Here is a 15,211-nt window from a genome sequence, read left to right as displayed (position 1 = left end):
CTCTCCTCAGATCGCGCCGATCCCGCGCAGGACCATGTCCTTGACGCTGGCCTTCGCCTCTTTCCATTGCTTTTCCGTCAGTGCCGCACCGCCATTCAGCGTCTGGATCTGGTGCCCAAAGTCCGCATAGTGCTGCGTCGTTGCCCAAAGCATGTACAGCAGATGCCGCGGGTTGACCGGCTGCATCTTCCCCTCGTCGATCCAGCGCTGGATCACCGCGATCCGGCCGTTGGTCCAGTCGCGCAGCGTGGTTTCCAGATAGTCCTGGATCACCGGCGCGCCGTGCATGACTTCGCTTGCCCAGACTTTGGAGCCATGCGGATGTGTGCGGCTGATGTCCATCTTGGCGTCGATATAGGCGCCGATCCCTTCGACTGGGCCGGGCGCGTTGTCGAAGCTTGATGCCGCATCCAGCCAGATCTCGAAAATCTGCTGCACCACGCGGCGATACAGGTCTTCCTTGGTGGCAAAGTAGTAGTGCAGGTTCGCCTTCGGCAGCCCCGCCATGTCGGCGATCAGCTGCATCGTGGCCCCCCCGAACCCGGCCTCGGCAAAGACCTTCTCGGCGGCCTCGAGGATCGCCCGCTCATTCTCGCGCCGAATATCTGTGCGGCGTCCGGGTTTCAGGCGCGAAATCTGGGCATCGCCGCTCATGCCGTGTCCATATTTTCGTTGACCGATTGGTCAGGTTGTGGTGCGCTTCACCTTGACCATACGGTCAGGAAATGAGTCGCGGCAAGGGGCAGGATGGCCCCGCGCGAACAGGGAGCTACGCTGATGCCAGCCACCGGGGACAACCTGCGGATCAATCCTGCGCGCTTGTGGGAATCGCTTGAGGAAATGGCGAAGATCGGCCCCGGCATTGCGGGCGGCTGCAACCGTCAGACCCTGACCGATGCCGACAGCGAAGGCCGCCACCTGTTCCAGCGCTGGTGCGAGGCCGCGGGTATGTCGATGGGCGTCGACACCATGGGCAACATGTTCGCGACGCGGGCCGGGACTGACCCTGCTGCGCTGCCGGTCTACATGGGCAGCCACCTCGACACCCAGCCCACGGGGGGGAAGTATGACGGCGTCCTTGGCGTCCTTGGCGCGCTGGAGGTGGTCCGCACGCTGAACGACATGGGCGTGAAGACGAAGCACCCGATCGTGGTGACCAACTGGACCAACGAGGAAGGCGCGCGGTTTGCGCCTGCCATGCTGGCCTCCGGCGTCTTTGCGGGCATCCATACCGAGGACTACGCCAAGTCCCGCAAGGACCTCGACGGCAAGGTCTTCGGCGAGGAACTCGCGCGCATCGGCTGGGTCGGCGACGAAAAGGTCGGCGCGCGGAAGATGCACGCGATGCTGGAACTGCATATCGAGCAGGGCCCGATCCTGGAGGCCGAGGGGAAGGACATCGGCGTCGTGACCCACGGCCAGGGCCTCTGGTGGCTGGAGATCACTCTGACCGGCAAGGACGCCCACACCGGCTCCACCCCCATGAACATGCGGGTGAACGCGGGCCTCGGCATGGCGCGGATCACCGAACGCGTCCACCAGATCGCGATGAGCCACCAGCCGAACGCCGTGGGAGCGGTGGGGCAGGTGAAGGTCTTCCCGAACTCGCGCAACGTGATCCCCGGCAAGGTGGTGTTCACGGTCGACATCCGCTCGCCCGAACAGGCGAAGCTCGACGCGATGAAGGCCGAAGTCATCCGCGCTGCCCATGCTGTGGCGAAAGAGCTGGGGCTGGGCTGCGAGATCGAGGATGTGGGCCACTTCGACCCCGTCACCTTCGACCCCGGCCTTGTGAAGATCGTCCGTCAGTCCGCTGAAAAGCTGGGCTATTCCCACATGGACATCGTCTCCGGCGCCGGCCACGACGCCTGCTGGATCAACCGCGTCGCGCCCACGGTGATGGTGATGTGCCCCTGCGTGGATGGGCTTTCCCACAACGAGGCTGAGAAGATCAGCCCGGAATGGGCCGCGGCGGGGACGGATGTGCTCCTCCACGCCTGCCTTGAGGTGGCGGAGGTGGTGGGGTGAAACCAATCGTCAAAAGGACAGCAAGTTTCGCCAGTGTGATTGCAATGATGCACGTCGTGATGGCCTTGTACTTGGACGGCCTTGTCCCTTGGTCCGACGTGCTGCTGTCCACCCTGTCCGCAACTGGGGTCTTCATTCTACTCACATATCTCATTGATCGCATGAGGGCGCGCACATGACCACCATCATCAAGAACGGCACCGTCGTCACCGCCGACCTCACCTACAAGGCCGATGTGCGGGTGGAGAACGGGGTGATCACCGAGATCGGGCAGGGCCTCAAGGGCGGGACGGAGCTTGATGCGACCGGCTGCTATGTCATGCCCGGCGGGATCGACCCGCATACGCACCTGGAGATGCCCTTCATGGGCACCTACTCGGCGGATGACTTTGAAAGCGGCACTCGGGCGGCGCTTTCGGGCGGGACCACAATGGTCGTCGACTTCATCCTGCCGGGCCAGGGCCAGGACCTTATGGATGCGGCCAAGGTCTGGTCGAACAAGTCCACCCGCGCGACCTGCGATTACTCCTACCACATGGCCGTCACCTGGTGGGGCGAGAAGGTCTGGCGGGGCATCGAGGACTCGGCCAAGGCGGGGATCACCAGCTTCAAGCACTTCATGGCCTACAAGGGCGCCTTGATGGTGAACGACGACGAGTTGTTCAACAGCTTCCGCCGGGTGGGGGACGTGGGCGGCCTGGCGATGGTCCATGCCGAGAACGGCGATGTGGTGGCGGAGCTGACGGCGAAGCTGCTGAAGGAAGGCAACACCGGCCCCGAGGGCCACGCCTATTCCCGCCCGCCGCAGGTGGAGGGCGAGGCCACGAACCGCGCGATCATGATCGCCGACATGGCGGGGGTGCCGCTGTATGTCGTCCACGTTTCTTGCGAGGACGCGCATGAGGCGATCCGCCGGGCGCGGCAGCAGGGCAAGCGGGTCTGGGGTGAGCCGCTGATCCAGCACCTGACGCTTGATGAGTCCGAATACTTCCACCCCGACTGGGACCACGCCGCCCGCCGGGTGATGAGCCCGCCGTTCCGCAACAAGCAGCATCAGGACAGTCTCTGGGCGGGTCTGATGTCCGGCAGCCTCTCGGTGGTGGCGACCGACCATTGCAGCTTCACCACGGAGCAGAAGCGCTATGGCCTTGGCGACTTCTCCAAGATCCCGAACGGGACGGGGGGGCTGGAAGACCGGATGCCGATGCTCTGGACCCACGGGGTCGCCACGGGCCGCCTCACGCCGAATGAATTCGTCGCCGTAACCTCAACCAATATCGCGAAAATCCTGAACTGCTACCCGAAGAAAGGCGCGGTTCTGGTGGGGGCGGATGCCGACCTTGTGGTCTGGGACCCGGAGAAGACAAAGACCATCACCTCGGGCAAACAGCAGTCGAAGATCGACTACAACGTCTTCGAGGGCCACACGGTGAAAGGCCTGCCGCGCTTTACCCTGACCCGCGGCCATGTGGCGATCCACGACGGCGAGGTGCGCACCCAGGAAGGCCACGGCAAGTTCGTCGCCCGCGAGCCGCGTCCCGCCGTCAACCGCGCGCTCACACAGTGGAAGGACCTGACCGCCCCCCGGCCCGTGGCGCGGACGGGTGTTCCGGCGACGGGGGTGTGAGGACAGGATGGCGCTATCGGGCGCGGTCATGGCACGGGGGTCAGCAGGTCAAGTTGTCTTTGGCTACTTGGCAGCTTGTCTTGCGACGTCAGTACTGGTCCTAGTTTATCTGATTGTGACTAATGGGCCGCCTTCCGGCACGCTTGGAGAGACGATGCTTGGGTTCGTCTTCCTCTCGGGTATGCTCTTTGTCGCCACCTGTATCGCAGCGCTTCCCGGATTCGCAGTTCTGCGTTTTGGTCTCTCGTGGCTAGGCAGAAGCGACTGGCAGAGCTTTTGTCTTGCAGGCTTCCTGAATGGAGCGGCGCTGACCATGTTTGTGTGGGGGCCGCATAGGACGTCGTTGAACCTGTTTGTAGAGTATCCACCCAGTCCGATTTTTCTGGTTGTTGGGACGGCAGCGGGACTTGTGACTTGGGCAGCCGAACGATCCATGGTGCGCGCATGACATCAGAGTTAATGCGGCACCAGATGCTCCAGCTCCGGCAACAGCACGACGCTCTCCTGCTCGTTCGGGTCGGTCCGGGCGATGACGGCCGTGCAGGGTTCGGGGCCTGGGTTGGTGGGCAGATGCGGCACGTCGGCGGGAATGTAGATCAGGTCGCCGGCCTCGGTCTCCATCCGATGCTGCAGGCGGTCGCCCCAGTACATCACCGCCCGGCCCGTCAGCTGGTAGATCGCGGTCTCATGCGTCGCGTGCTTGTGCGCCTTTGCTCTTCCACCCGGCGGGACGGTCAGCAAGTGCATGCAGATCGCCGTGGAACCCACTGTTTCCGCAGCGAGTCCGGCGTCGTAGGTAAATCCCTGCAGCCCAGCATAGCGGTCGGCGGGGCGGATCTTGCGGCAGTCGGGCATGGCGTACCTCCTTCGGATGCCGAAGGATACCACGTCTCAGGGTTCGCCCGGTTCGGATTCCTCGGCGTCGCAGTCGGGGTGTGCAAAGGCCACGATGGGGGCGTCGAAGTAGATCTCCTCAAGGTCCTCGGGCGCGGGCGCGAAGGCGAGGGTCGTCTGCGGGGCGGTGAAAAGCATGGCGGTCCTCCTGTGACCGGCGAGATGGGAAGGGCTGGGCGCGCAACCAAGGGTGGCACGGCCGGGCAACGGGAATTTGAAGGGAAGTGGGCGTGAAGGACAGGATTAGCCAACCGGTGATCGAGGCTAAGGGCCTGAACCTGGTCTTCCAGACGGCGGACGGGCCGGTGCAAGCGTTGAAGGACGTCAACCTGACGATCAACCAGGGCGATTTCGTCAGCTTCATCGGACCGTCGGGCTGCGGCAAGACCACCTTCCTGCGCGCCATCGCGGCGCTGGAGCAACCGACGAGCGGGACCCTCACGGTGAACGGGATGTCGCCTGACGAGGCCCGTCGCAAGCGCGCCTATGGCTATGTCTTCCAGGCTGCGGGGCTTTATCCCTGGCGCACCATTGCCGGAAACATCAAGCTGCCCCTTGAAATCATGGGCTTCTCCAAAACCGAGCAGGAGGAGCGAACCGAACGGGTCCTGGAGCTGGTCGAGCTGAAAGGCTTCGGCAAGAAGTTCCCCTGGCAGCTGTCGGGGGGCATGCAGCAACGCGCCTCGATCGCCCGGGCGCTGGCCTTCGATGCCGACATCCTCTTGATGGACGAACCTTTCGGCGCACTCGATGAAATCGTGCGCGACCGGCTGAACGAGGAAACGCTGAAGCTCTGGGCGCGGACCGGCAAGACCATCGGTTTCGTCACCCACTCGATCCCCGAAGCCGTCTACCTGTCCACCAAGATCGTCGTGATGTCCCCGCGTCCGGGGCGGATCACCGATTTGATCGATTCGCCTTTGCCCAAGGAACGTCCGCTCGACATCCGCGACAGCCGCGACTTCATCGAGATTGCGCATCGGGTCCGCGAAGGCCTGAGGGCTGGGCACCATGACGAATAGGGCGGGCATTGACATGACCGGGGGCGCGGTATGGGTGCGCTGACGTTCCTGTGGCTTGCGGCCGCGACGACGGTCTTCGTGGCGGCCAACGCGGTGCTCAAGGTCTACGCGACCAAGGGGCAGGTCCCGGTCCTGATCGGGGCCCTCGCCCTGTTCTGCCTGGGCAACTTCCTGATGGTCCAGGTGATGAAGGCGAACGGCCTGGGTCTGGCCATTGCGCTGTCGGCGATCTTCCAGCTTGTCGCGATTTCCGTGATGGCGATCTTCGTGTTTGGCGAACGGCCAACCGGACTGCAGCTTGCCGGGATGGCCTTGGGCTGTGTGGCTGTGGCGATGATCGCCTGGCCGACGGGGGGCAAGGCATGACGCGTGCGCTGCCCGTCCTGACCGTTCTGATCGGTCTCATCGTGATCTGGTATGCGGCCGCGGTCTGGATGAACTCCACCTGGGTCTATGACCAGGCTGAACGCGCCGGGACCACGGTTACTTTCGCCGAGATGGTGCCGCAGACGATGAGCCAGGACCGCCCGCTGCTGCCACCGCCGCACCAGGTGGGGGCGGAGTTGTGGAAAGGGTTGTTCGGGCAGGCCATCACATCGAAGCGGAGCCTCGTCTATCATGGTTATGTGACCTTCAAGGGGACGATGATGGGGTTCGGCCTTGGCATCATCACCGGGGTCCTGCTGGCAATGGCCATCGTCCGCTTCCGGGTCATGGACATGTCCGTGATGCCCTGGGCGATCATCAGCCAGACCATCCCCATCGTGGCCCTTGCGCCGATGATAATCACGCTGTCCAGCCAGTTGGGCCTGTCGGGGCGCGAGGTGCCGAAGGCGATCATCGCCGCCTACCTGTCGTTCTTCCCGGTTCTCGTCAGCATGGTGAAAGGCCTGCGCAGCCCCGACCAGATGCAGCTTGATCTCCTCAAGACCTACGGCGCAAGCGACGCCGCGACCTTCCTGAAGCTGCGCCTTCCCGCCTCGATGCCCTATTTCTTCGCCTCGCTGAAGGTGGCGGTTGCGGCCAGCCTTGTCGGCACCATCGTGGGCGAGCTTCCGACTGGCGCCATCGAAGGCCTTGGCGCGCGGATGCTGATCGGGTCGCAGTTCGGTGAGCCGCTGATCATGTGGGCAAGCCTGTTTGCCTCGGCGATCCTGGCGGGACTTCTTATCCTGGTGGTGGGGATCGTTGAGCGGCTGGCACAAAAGCGGATGGGGGCCCCGGCATGAGCGTCCTGATCCTCGCCCTTGTCGTCTGGCTGGTGCTTTGGGCGTTGAACGTCTGGCTGGCCGGGAGTGCGCTTGCGCGCAAGGGTGTCGGCAAGGCTCTCGTGCCGCTGATCTTCGGCGTTGCGATCCTGGTCCTGTGGGAAGGCCTTGTGCGTGGGTTGGAGGTGTCGTTCGTCATCCTGCCGCCACCCAGCCTGATCGCCGCAAAGATCGCTTCCTCGCTGCCGGTCCTGTGGCAGGATGCGGCGCAGACCATCCTGAAAGGCGCGATCCCAGGGTTCCTGATCGGCTGCGGTGCGGGCGTGCTGGTGGCGATCCTGATCGACCGCTCGCCTTTCCTGCAGCGCGGCCTTCTTCCCATCGGCAATTTCGTCGCGGCCCTGCCGATCGTCGGTCTCGCGCCGATCCTGGTGATGTGGTTCGGCTTTGACTGGCAGTCCAAGGCCGCTGTCGTGGTCGCCATGGTGTTCTTCCCGATGCTGGTGAACACTGTCGCGGGCCTGCAAGCGTCCGAACGGATGCAGCGCGACCTGATGGCGACCTGGGGGGCCAGCTACCTGCAGACGCTGGTCAAGCTGCGCCTGCCCGCAGCGATGCCCTTCATCTTCAACGGGCTGAAAATTGCATCGACTCTGGCCCTGATCGGGGCCATCGTTGCCGAATTCTTCGGCAGTCCGACCTACGGCATGGGGTTCCGCATTTCGACCGAGGTGGGGCGGCTTGGCCTCGACATGGTCTGGGCCGAGATTGCGGTGGCGGCATTGGCGGGGTCGGTCCTTTACGGGATCGTCTCGCTGATCGAACGGTGGGTGACCTTCTGGCACCCGTCACAACGGCATTAACAAAGGCCCCAGGAGCGGGCCCAACACGGGAGAAAACGATGAAGAAACTGATGACGGCAGCCTTCCTTGCGGCGATGGGCACCAGCGCCAGCGCCGAGGATGTGAAGCTGCAACTGAAATGGGTCACCCAGGCGCAGTTCGCGGGCTATTACGTCGCCCAGGCAAAGGGGTTCTACGAAGAAGAGGGCCTGAACGTCACCATCCTGCCCGGCGGCCCGGACATCGCGCCCGTCACGCTCCTCCAGAACGGCGAGGTCGACGTGATGGTCGACTGGATGCCGTCCGCCCTTGCCGCGCGCGAAAAGGGCGTGCCGGTGGTGAACATCGCCCAACCCTTCGCGGCCTCGGGGATGATGCTGACCTGCCTGGCCGAGACCGGGATCAAGGAGCCGAAGGATTTCGCCGACAAGACGCTTGGCGTCTGGTTCTTCGGCAACGAATACCCGTTCCTGTCCTGGATGTCGCAGTTGGGTCTGGCCACGGACGGCTCGCCCGGGGGCGTCACCGTCCTGAAGCAGGGCTTCAACGTCGATCCGCTTCTGCAGAAGCAGGCGGCCTGCATCTCGACCATGACCTACAACGAATACTGGCAGGTGATCGACGCGGGCATCAAACCCGAGGAGCTGGTGACCTTCAAGTATCAGGACATGGGCGTGGCGACGTTGGAAGACGGCCTCTATGTGCTTGAAGACAAGCTGGCCGACCCGGCCTTCCAGGAGACGATGGTCAAGTTCGTCCGCGCTTCGATGAAGGGCTGGAAAGAGGCCGAGGCGAACCCGGATGAAGCGGCGATGATCGTGCTGGAAAACGACCAGACCGGCGCGCAGACCGAGGTGCACCAGAAGCGGATGATGGGCGAAGTGGCCAAGCTGACCGCCGGATCGAACGGCGCGCTGGACGTGGCGGCGGCCGAGAAGACTGTCGCAACCCTGCTGGCAGGCGGGTCCGACCCGGTCATCACCAAGGCGCCGGAAGGGGCCTGGACCAGCGCCATCACCGACAAGGCGTTGGCGAACTAAGCCAGACCTTTACTGCAATTGGGGTGCCGCCGGGCTCTGGCGGCACCTTTTGCATTTCTGCAACATGCCCAGGTTGTGCAATTCCTGCGGCGTGTTTCGTTTTTAAATGAATTTCTAAAGAGTTACCTAGTGTGCGAGGTAGGTTCAGTAGGAGTGAAAAATGAAAAACACTATCGTTGCAGTTGCTCTGGCGCTTAGCGGATCGGCGGCGTCGGCGCAGGATTGGTCAGGACCCTACATCGGCGCAAGCCTGGGGCAGGGGTCCGGTGAAGTCGGCGTGGTGACAACGTCCGGACTCGACACCCTGGACAGCGGTACCGTGTACGGGCTGTTCGCGGGCTATAATCTGCAGCGCAACAACATGGTCTATGGCGCCGAACTCGCCTTCCAGTCAGGCGACATCAAGAGCGCGGCATTCCCCACTCAAGGGATCGACCGGCTGATGGATTTGAAGGGGCGATTTGGCTATGCGGCCGGGCCAAGCCTCGTCTACGGGGTGCTTGGGTACAGCACCAACCGGGCCTTCGTTCCCGGCGCCACGTCGGACGGGAGCGGGTATTCCTTTGGCATCGGCTATGACTACAAGATCAATGACGCCTTCACGATCGGCGGCGAGCTGCTGAGCCGCAAGATGCAGAACGACGAAACCGCCGATATCTTCGAACTCGAGCCGGACATCTCGACCTTTTCCCTGCGCGCCGGGATGAAGTTCTGATCCCTGGACGACATTCTCAGGATGCCGGGCCGCGCGATGAGCTCGGCCCGTTGCATTTGTAAAGCTTCACACGCCTTGTAAATCTGTGGCATCTAGGGCCATGCCGCTCTCCGCCCTGACTGGAACGAAACTGCGCGACCTGCGATTGGCCCAGGGCCTGAAGCAGGCCGATGCGGCTCAGCGAGCGGGGATCTCGGCCTCCTACCTCAACCTCATCGAACACAACCGCCGCAAGGTCACGCCCGAGGTGCTGGAACGCCTCGCCGATGCCCTGGCCATCGACCGGGCCGCGCTGGCGGACGGGGGGAATGCCGCCCTGATCGAGGACCTGCGGGCGGTGGCGGCGCGCGGGGCGGCGCAGGCCGAACTGTCGCGCGCCGATCTGGCACGGGCCGAGGTGGCACGGGTCGAGGATTTCGTCGACCGTTTTCCCGGCTGGGCCAGGCTTCTGGTGGCGCTGGAGACGCGGACGCTGTCGCTGGAACGCGCTGTCGAGGCGCTGAACGACCGGATGACGCATGACCCTCACCTCTCGGCCTCGCTGCACGAGTTGTTGTCGTCCCTGTCGGCGGTACGGGCGACGGCGGCCATCCTGGCCGAAACCCCGGACCTCGAACCCGAATGGGCTGCCCGCTTTCACCACAACCTGCATCAGGACAGCGAACGCCTCGCCGCCGGGGCCGAGGCGCTGGTAGGGTTCCTTGATGCTGGCCGGGGGATCGAGGAGCAGGGCATCGCCACACCACAGGAAGAGGTCGAGGACTGGTTGCGCAGCCGGGGCTGGGCGATTTCGGACACCGAGCTGGCCACCGGGCTCGGGGCAGAGATCGCGCAGCTTGCCTCGGCCGTGGCCCGCAGTCTGGCCGCGGATCTGGTCGCCCGGGGGCGCGCCGATGCCCAGGCCATGCCCGAGGATGCTTTTTCCACAGCTCTGGCTTCCCTCGGCCCAGACCCGATGGCGCTGGCCGAGTTCTTCGGCATCTCGCCCCTTGCGGTCATGCGGCGGCTGGCCGGGGTGGCCGACCTGCAGGCCGGGTTGGTGACCTGCGATGCCTCGGGAACGATGACCTTCCGCAAACCTGCGGCGGGCTTTCCGCTGCCACGTTTCGGCTCTGCCTGCCCGCTCTGGCCACTTTATGCGGCCCTCGGTCGGCCGATGCAGGCTGTCGAGGCGCGGGTCCAGATGGCGGGGCAGGGTGACCGGCGCCACCGGGTCATCGCCTGGGCCGAGACGCGGCATCCCCATGGCCTGCGCGGGCCGGAACTGCGCGAGGCGTCGATGCTGATCCTGCCCGACGATGGCAGCGGTCCGATCCGTCCGGTCGGCTCCAGCTGCCGGGTCTGCGTGCAGGTAGACTGCCCGGCAAGGCGAGAGCCGTCGATCCTGTTCGAGGGGGTTCGGTGAGGAACGGGTCCGCAAGTCTTTGACAGGCGGGCCGCTTGCTGCCCATACTGCGGCAGGGCGGCAGAAGACTGTCCGGGGGGAACCATTGGCCGCGCATGTCCTTCTGATCGAGGACGAACCGAACATCGCCGAGGCGATCCGCTTTCTGCTGTCCCGCGACGGGCTGCGCGTCAGCTACGCCGCCGAGGGTGCCGCCGCGCTGGTGCTTCTGCGGCAGGACCCGCCCGACCTGGTGATCCTTGACCACATGCTGCCGGGAATGTCCGGGCTGGAAGTGCTGACCGCGCTGCGCGCGGACCCGGGCAGCCGCGACCTGCCGGTGATGATGCTGACCGCGCGTGGCCGCGACCGCGAGATGGCCGAACAGGCCGGCGCTGACCGCTTCATGACCAAGCCCTTCTCGAACGCCGAGATTCTGGCCGAGGTCCGGGCGATGCTGGCCCAGGCCGGGCGGGCCCGGTGATGCGGCGGCCGAGGCGCCCGCTGTTCCTGGCCCGGGCGCCGTACCGTCGCCGGCGCCTGCGCGATGCCGCGCGCATCCTGCCCGTGCTCGGCCTCTTCCTTCTGCTCCTGCCAATGCTCTGGGCGCCCGATGCGCGAATGGCGCTGACCGCAGGCGACGTGATCTACTTCTTTGCCGTCTGGCTTGGCCTGATCGTTGTGGCCGCAGCCTTTGCCCCGGGCCTCAGCCGGGGGGAAGGCGCGGACGAGGACGAGGACTGACATGCCGTTCAACCTGCTTGTCCTGGCCTGCCTGCTGTATGTGGCCTTTCTCTTCGCCGTGGCCTTCGTGGTCGAGGGTCGCGCCGCGCGCGGGCGGCTTGGCTGGCTGCGCTCGCCCCTTGTCTACACGCTGTCCCTGTCGATCTACTGCACCGCCTGGACCTTCTACGGCGCGGTCGGTTACGCCGCCCGCTCGGGGCTTGAGTTCTTGACGATCTACTTCGGCCCGACGCTGGTCTTCATCGGCTGGTGGTGGCTGTTGCGCAAACTGGTGCGGATCGGGCGGCAACACCGGGTGACCTCGATCGCCGACCTGATCTCGTCGCGCTATGGCAAGTCGAACGCCTTGGGCGTGATCGTCACCGTGATCATGGTCGTGGCCGCCACACCCTACATCGCGCTGCAACTGCAATCGGTCGTCCTGGCCTTCGGGGTCTTTGCCTCGGCCGCACCGGACGGCTCGCGCCCGCTGGACCCGGCTCAGATCGCGGTCTGGGTCGCGGTGGGCCTTGCCGCCTTCACCATCCTGTTCGGCACCCGAAACCTCGATGCACGCGAACAGCACCACGGCATCGTCACAGCCATCGCGGTCGAGGCGGTGGTCAAATTGGTGGCGCTGCTGGCCGTTGGCAGCTTCGTCGTCTGGGGTATCGCCGGCGGGGTGGGCGAGGTGATCCAGCGGATCAACGCCGCCGATCTGTCCGCCTGGCAGGTGCAACCCGGGCGCTGGACCGGGCTGATCTTCCTCTCCGCCGCCGCGGTGATCTGCCTGCCGCGCATGTTTCAGGTCATGGTGGTCGAGAACGAGGACGAGGGCCACCTGGCCCGGGCCAGCTGGGCCTTTCCGCTGTATCTCCTGGCAATGAGCCTCTTCATCGTGCCCATCGCCGTCGTCGGTCTGGATCGCTGGCCAGACGGCGCGAACCCCGACATGTTCGTGCTGACGCTTCCCCTGGCCGAGGGGCAGGGGGCGTTGGCGATGCTGGCCTTCCTGGGCGGCTTCTCCTCGGCGACCTCGATGGTGATCGTCGAATCGATTGCGCTGGCCACGATGATCTCGAACCACGTCATGATCCCCCTCTGGCTGCGCCTGCGCCCCGGAGCAGCGGCCGGGGATGACCTGCGCCAGGTCGTGCTGATGGCCCGGCGCCTGGCCATCGCTGCGGTCCTGGCCCTGGGGTACGGCTACTATCAGGTCTCCGGCGGCTCGGCCGCGCTGGCGGCCATCGGTCTGATCGCGTTCCTGGGCGTGGCGCAGGTCCTGCCGGCCATGATCGGCGGCATCTTCTGGCGCGGGGCGACACGGGTGGGCGCCATGCTGGGTCTGGTGACGGGCCTTGTGGTCTGGGCCTACACCTCCTTCCTTCCGTCCTTCGGCCCCGGTGCCGCACTGCCCGCCGAGGTCTTCACCGAAGGCGCCTTCGGTCTGGCCTGGCTGCGTCCGCATGCGCTCTTTGGCACGGAGGCCATGGACCCGATGACCCATGCGCTGTTCTGGTCCATGGCGCTGAACTGCCTTGCCTTCTGCCTGGGCTCGCTCCTCACCTTCCCCGGCCCGGTGGAACGTCTTCAGGGTGCCGCCTTCGTCAACGTGTTCGAGGGCGCGGTCGGACCGCAACGCTGGGCGCGCGGCCAGGCCAATCCGGAAGACCTTCTCATCATGGCGCAGCGCATCCTTGGCGAAGAGGCTGCCCAGTCCCTCTTCCAGTCCGCCGCCCGCGCGCAGGGCAAGGAGGGCTTCCTGCCCGACCCGACCCCTGCCTTCCTTGACAGTCTGGAGGCCAGGCTCTCCGGCTCGGTCGGGGCGGCCACCGCCCATGCCATGATCAGCCAGCTGGTCGGCCGGGCCACTGTCACGGTCGAGGACCTGATGGCCGTGGCCTCGGAATCCGCGCAGATCCTGGAATACTCAGCCCGGCTTGAGGCGCGCGAGGCCGAACTGTCCCGCACGGCAGGGGCCCTGCGCGAGGCCAATGAAAAGCTGACCCAGCTGTCCTTGCAAAAGGACGCCTTCCTCAGCCAGATCAGCCACGAACTGCGCACGCCGATGACCTCGATCCGCGCGTTCTCGGAGATCCTGACCGAAGGTGACCTGCCGCCCGAAACTGTGGTCCGCTATGGCCAGATCATCCATGACGAGGCCAAACGCCTCACCCGCCTTCTGGACGATCTCCTGGACCTGTCGGTCCTGGAAAACGGTGCCGTGCAGCTGACCTTGGGGCTGGCCAGCCTGCAGGGCATGATCGACACCGCGCTGACCGCGGCCCGTGCGACCCGGCCCGAACGCGAATTCCTGGTGATCCGCGACCTGCCGTCGGAAACCATCTATCTCAAGACAGACGCCGACCGGCTGACCCAGGTCTTCATCAACCTGATCTCGAACGCCCGGAAATACTGCGATGCCCCACGCCCCGAGCTTCGCATCGCCGTGCGCCAGCGCGCCGGACGGGTCACGGTGGATTTCATCGACAACGGCAAGGGCATCCCCAAGGACGCACAGTCCTTGATCTTCGAGAAGTTCGCCCGTCTGACCGACGCAAACCGCGCCGGTGGGGCGGGACTTGGCCTGGCCATCTGCCGCGAGATCATGGCCAATCTCGGCGGTTCGGTCGCATATCTGCCGGGGCAGGGGGGCGCGGCCTTCCGGGTGACGGTGCCTTTGCGGCTGGAAACGCTCGCCGCTTAACCTTTCGGCAAGGACGTGCCGCGTAAGTTGGCCAGACGAGGGACTGGCCACCATGACCGACGTGATCCGCCGCAAGATCGACCGTGCCCGCCCGGCCCAGGCGGAAGGCGCCCCCGGTGCCGACCGGGGCTGGCGGCTGGCGCTTGCCCGCGCGACGCGCGATGCCATGGGGCTGGACCTCGACTTCCGCAAGCTGACCATCGCGCGCCTCAGCCTCGCCGAAATCCTCGACATCGCGCCGGACCGGGCGCTGCTGGCGCTGCTCGACGGCCCGCAGGCGGGCCTTGGGGTCATCATGCTCGCGCCCCCGGTCACTTCCGCCCTGATCGAGATGCAGACTGTCGGTCGCCTGTCGGCACAAATCTCGGCACCAAGACGCCCCAGCCGGATCGACGCCGCCATGGTGGCCGGGGTGATCGACCGTGCCTTGTCGGGCCTTGATGAGGCTTTGGCGGATGAGGCTGACTTCGCCTGGGCAGGCGGCTTCCGCTATGCCTCATATCTCGAAGATGCCCGCCCCCTTGCCCTGATGCTTGAAGAAGACGTCTACCGCGTCCTTACCGCCGAGGTTGCGCTTGGCGGCGGCGGGCCGGGCGGACGCGAAGGAACCGTGATCCTGGTCCTGCCGGCCGAAGGGCGGGGCGAACGACCGGCGGTCGCAGTTGACGACGCCGCCACCATCGCCCCGCAATTCACCGCCGCCCTTCAGGCCCAGGTGCTGCAATCGGACTGCCGGTTGGACGCCGTCGTGGGCCGCCTGACCCTGCCGTTGCGGCAGATCATGGCGCTGCAGGTGGGGGAAACCTTGATCCTGCCCTCGGCCGCGCTGGATGCGATTGCCCTGGAAACCCTGGACGGCCGACGCGTGGCGCAGGCCCGGCTGGGCCAGCATCGCGGCATGCGCGCTCTCAAGCTGTCCGAGGCTGTGCTGGCCACCGCGCAGCCACAGCCGCCAGCCGCCGTCCGCCCGTCCCCTGCAGAGGATGCGGCGCCGTCCCCCGAACTCCGCGCCGCAGGCTGA

The 15,211-nt window shown here is 65.6% G+C and carries 16 protein-coding genes; 13 read left to right on the top strand and 3 right to left on the bottom strand.

Annotated elements, in window-relative coordinates; all coding sequences use genetic code 11:
• Positions 1 to 6: 6 nt before the first annotated feature.
• A complete protein-coding gene (locus tag E8M84_RS17410) occupies positions 7 to 654 on the bottom strand; it encodes a TetR/AcrR family transcriptional regulator (protein ID WP_137112468.1) in 648 nt (215 codons plus the stop codon).
• A 123-nt stretch (positions 655 to 777) separates the two neighbouring features.
• Here E8M84_RS17410 and E8M84_RS17405 point away from each other — a divergent pair, with 123 nt between their 5' ends.
• Both E8M84_RS17405 and hydA read left to right on the top strand, forming a co-directional pair.
• Positions 778 to 2,028: a Zn-dependent hydrolase gene (locus tag E8M84_RS17405; protein WP_137112467.1), complete on the top strand. Its 1,251-nt coding sequence runs from the start codon at positions 778 to 780 to the stop codon at positions 2,026 to 2,028.
• Positions 2,029 to 2,203: 175 nt separating this feature from the next.
• Positions 2,204 to 3,655, top strand: coding sequence for a dihydropyrimidinase (gene hydA / locus E8M84_RS17400; protein WP_137112466.1), 1,452 nt, complete (start codon positions 2,204 to 2,206; stop codon positions 3,653 to 3,655).
• Positions 3,656 to 4,111: 456 nt separating this feature from the next.
• Here the strand turns inward: hydA and E8M84_RS17395 are convergent, their stop codons facing one another.
• Positions 4,112 to 4,510: a cupin domain-containing protein gene (locus tag E8M84_RS17395; RefSeq protein ID WP_137112465.1), complete on the bottom strand. Its 399-nt coding sequence runs from the start codon at positions 4,508 to 4,510 to the stop codon at positions 4,112 to 4,114.
• A gap of 36 nt (positions 4,511 to 4,546) precedes the next feature.
• Positions 4,547 to 4,687 carry a hypothetical protein gene (locus E8M84_RS21560; RefSeq protein WP_170971977.1) on the bottom strand — a complete coding sequence of 47 codons (141 nt, stop codon included), beginning with the start codon at positions 4,685 to 4,687 and terminating at the stop codon, positions 4,547 to 4,549.
• 92 nt (positions 4,688 to 4,779) lie between these two features.
• Here E8M84_RS21560 and E8M84_RS17390 point away from each other — a divergent pair, with 92 nt between their 5' ends.
• From E8M84_RS17390 to E8M84_RS17340, 11 genes are all read left to right on the top strand, one after another.
• Positions 4,780 to 5,571 carry an ABC transporter ATP-binding protein gene (locus tag E8M84_RS17390; RefSeq protein WP_137112464.1) on the top strand — a complete coding sequence of 264 codons (792 nt, stop codon included), beginning with the start codon at positions 4,780 to 4,782 and terminating at the stop codon, positions 5,569 to 5,571.
• Between the two features lie 30 nt (positions 5,572 to 5,601).
• A complete protein-coding gene (locus E8M84_RS17385) occupies positions 5,602 to 5,937 on the top strand; it encodes a hypothetical protein (protein WP_137112463.1) in 336 nt (111 codons plus the stop codon).
• Positions 5,934 to 6,800, top strand: a complete 867-nt coding sequence (locus E8M84_RS17380; RefSeq protein ID WP_137112462.1) for an ABC transporter permease — start codon at positions 5,934 to 5,936, stop codon at positions 6,798 to 6,800. Before E8M84_RS17385 ends, E8M84_RS17380 begins: the two co-directional genes overlap by 4 nt.
• The gene (locus E8M84_RS17375; protein ID WP_137112461.1) at positions 6,797 to 7,642 is read left to right on the top strand and encodes an ABC transporter permease; all 846 of its coding nucleotides are present in this window, start codon (positions 6,797 to 6,799) and stop codon (positions 7,640 to 7,642) included. Before E8M84_RS17380 ends, E8M84_RS17375 begins: the two co-directional genes overlap by 4 nt.
• 38 nt (positions 7,643 to 7,680) lie before the next feature.
• The gene (locus tag E8M84_RS17370) at positions 7,681 to 8,661 is read left to right on the top strand and encodes an ABC transporter substrate-binding protein (protein WP_137112460.1); all 981 of its coding nucleotides are present in this window, start codon (positions 7,681 to 7,683) and stop codon (positions 8,659 to 8,661) included.
• Between the two features lie 160 nt (positions 8,662 to 8,821).
• Entirely contained in the window at positions 8,822 to 9,376 is a 555-nt protein-coding gene (locus E8M84_RS17365; protein WP_137112459.1) for a porin family protein, read from the top strand.
• 100 nt (positions 9,377 to 9,476) lie between these two features.
• Positions 9,477 to 10,781 (top strand): helix-turn-helix transcriptional regulator, encoded by a 1,305-nt coding sequence (locus tag E8M84_RS17360; protein WP_137112458.1) that lies wholly within the window; start codon positions 9,477 to 9,479, stop codon positions 10,779 to 10,781.
• Positions 10,782 to 10,866: 85 nt separating this feature from the next.
• Positions 10,867 to 11,244 (top strand): response regulator transcription factor, encoded by a 378-nt coding sequence (locus E8M84_RS17355; protein ID WP_137112457.1) that lies wholly within the window; start codon positions 10,867 to 10,869, stop codon positions 11,242 to 11,244.
• Complete coding sequence (locus E8M84_RS17350) at positions 11,244 to 11,504, top strand: hypothetical protein (RefSeq protein WP_137112456.1); 261 nt, start codon at positions 11,244 to 11,246, stop codon at positions 11,502 to 11,504. The genes E8M84_RS17355 and E8M84_RS17350 overlap by 1 nt, the downstream gene beginning before the upstream one ends.
• 1 nt (position 11,505) lies before the next feature.
• Positions 11,506 to 14,190, top strand: coding sequence for a sensor histidine kinase (locus tag E8M84_RS17345; RefSeq protein WP_137112455.1), 2,685 nt, complete (start codon positions 11,506 to 11,508; stop codon positions 14,188 to 14,190).
• Between the two features lie 52 nt (positions 14,191 to 14,242).
• Positions 14,243 to 15,211: a FliM/FliN family flagellar motor switch protein gene (locus E8M84_RS17340; protein ID WP_137112454.1), complete on the top strand. Its 969-nt coding sequence runs from the start codon at positions 14,243 to 14,245 to the stop codon at positions 15,209 to 15,211.

Source organism: Rhodobacter sp. SY28-1, from assembly GCF_005222785.1.
Lineage (GTDB): Bacteria > Pseudomonadota > Alphaproteobacteria > Rhodobacterales > Rhodobacteraceae > Tabrizicola.
Note: the sequence above shows the minus strand (reverse complement) of the source record. Positions and strands in the feature narration are given on the sequence as shown.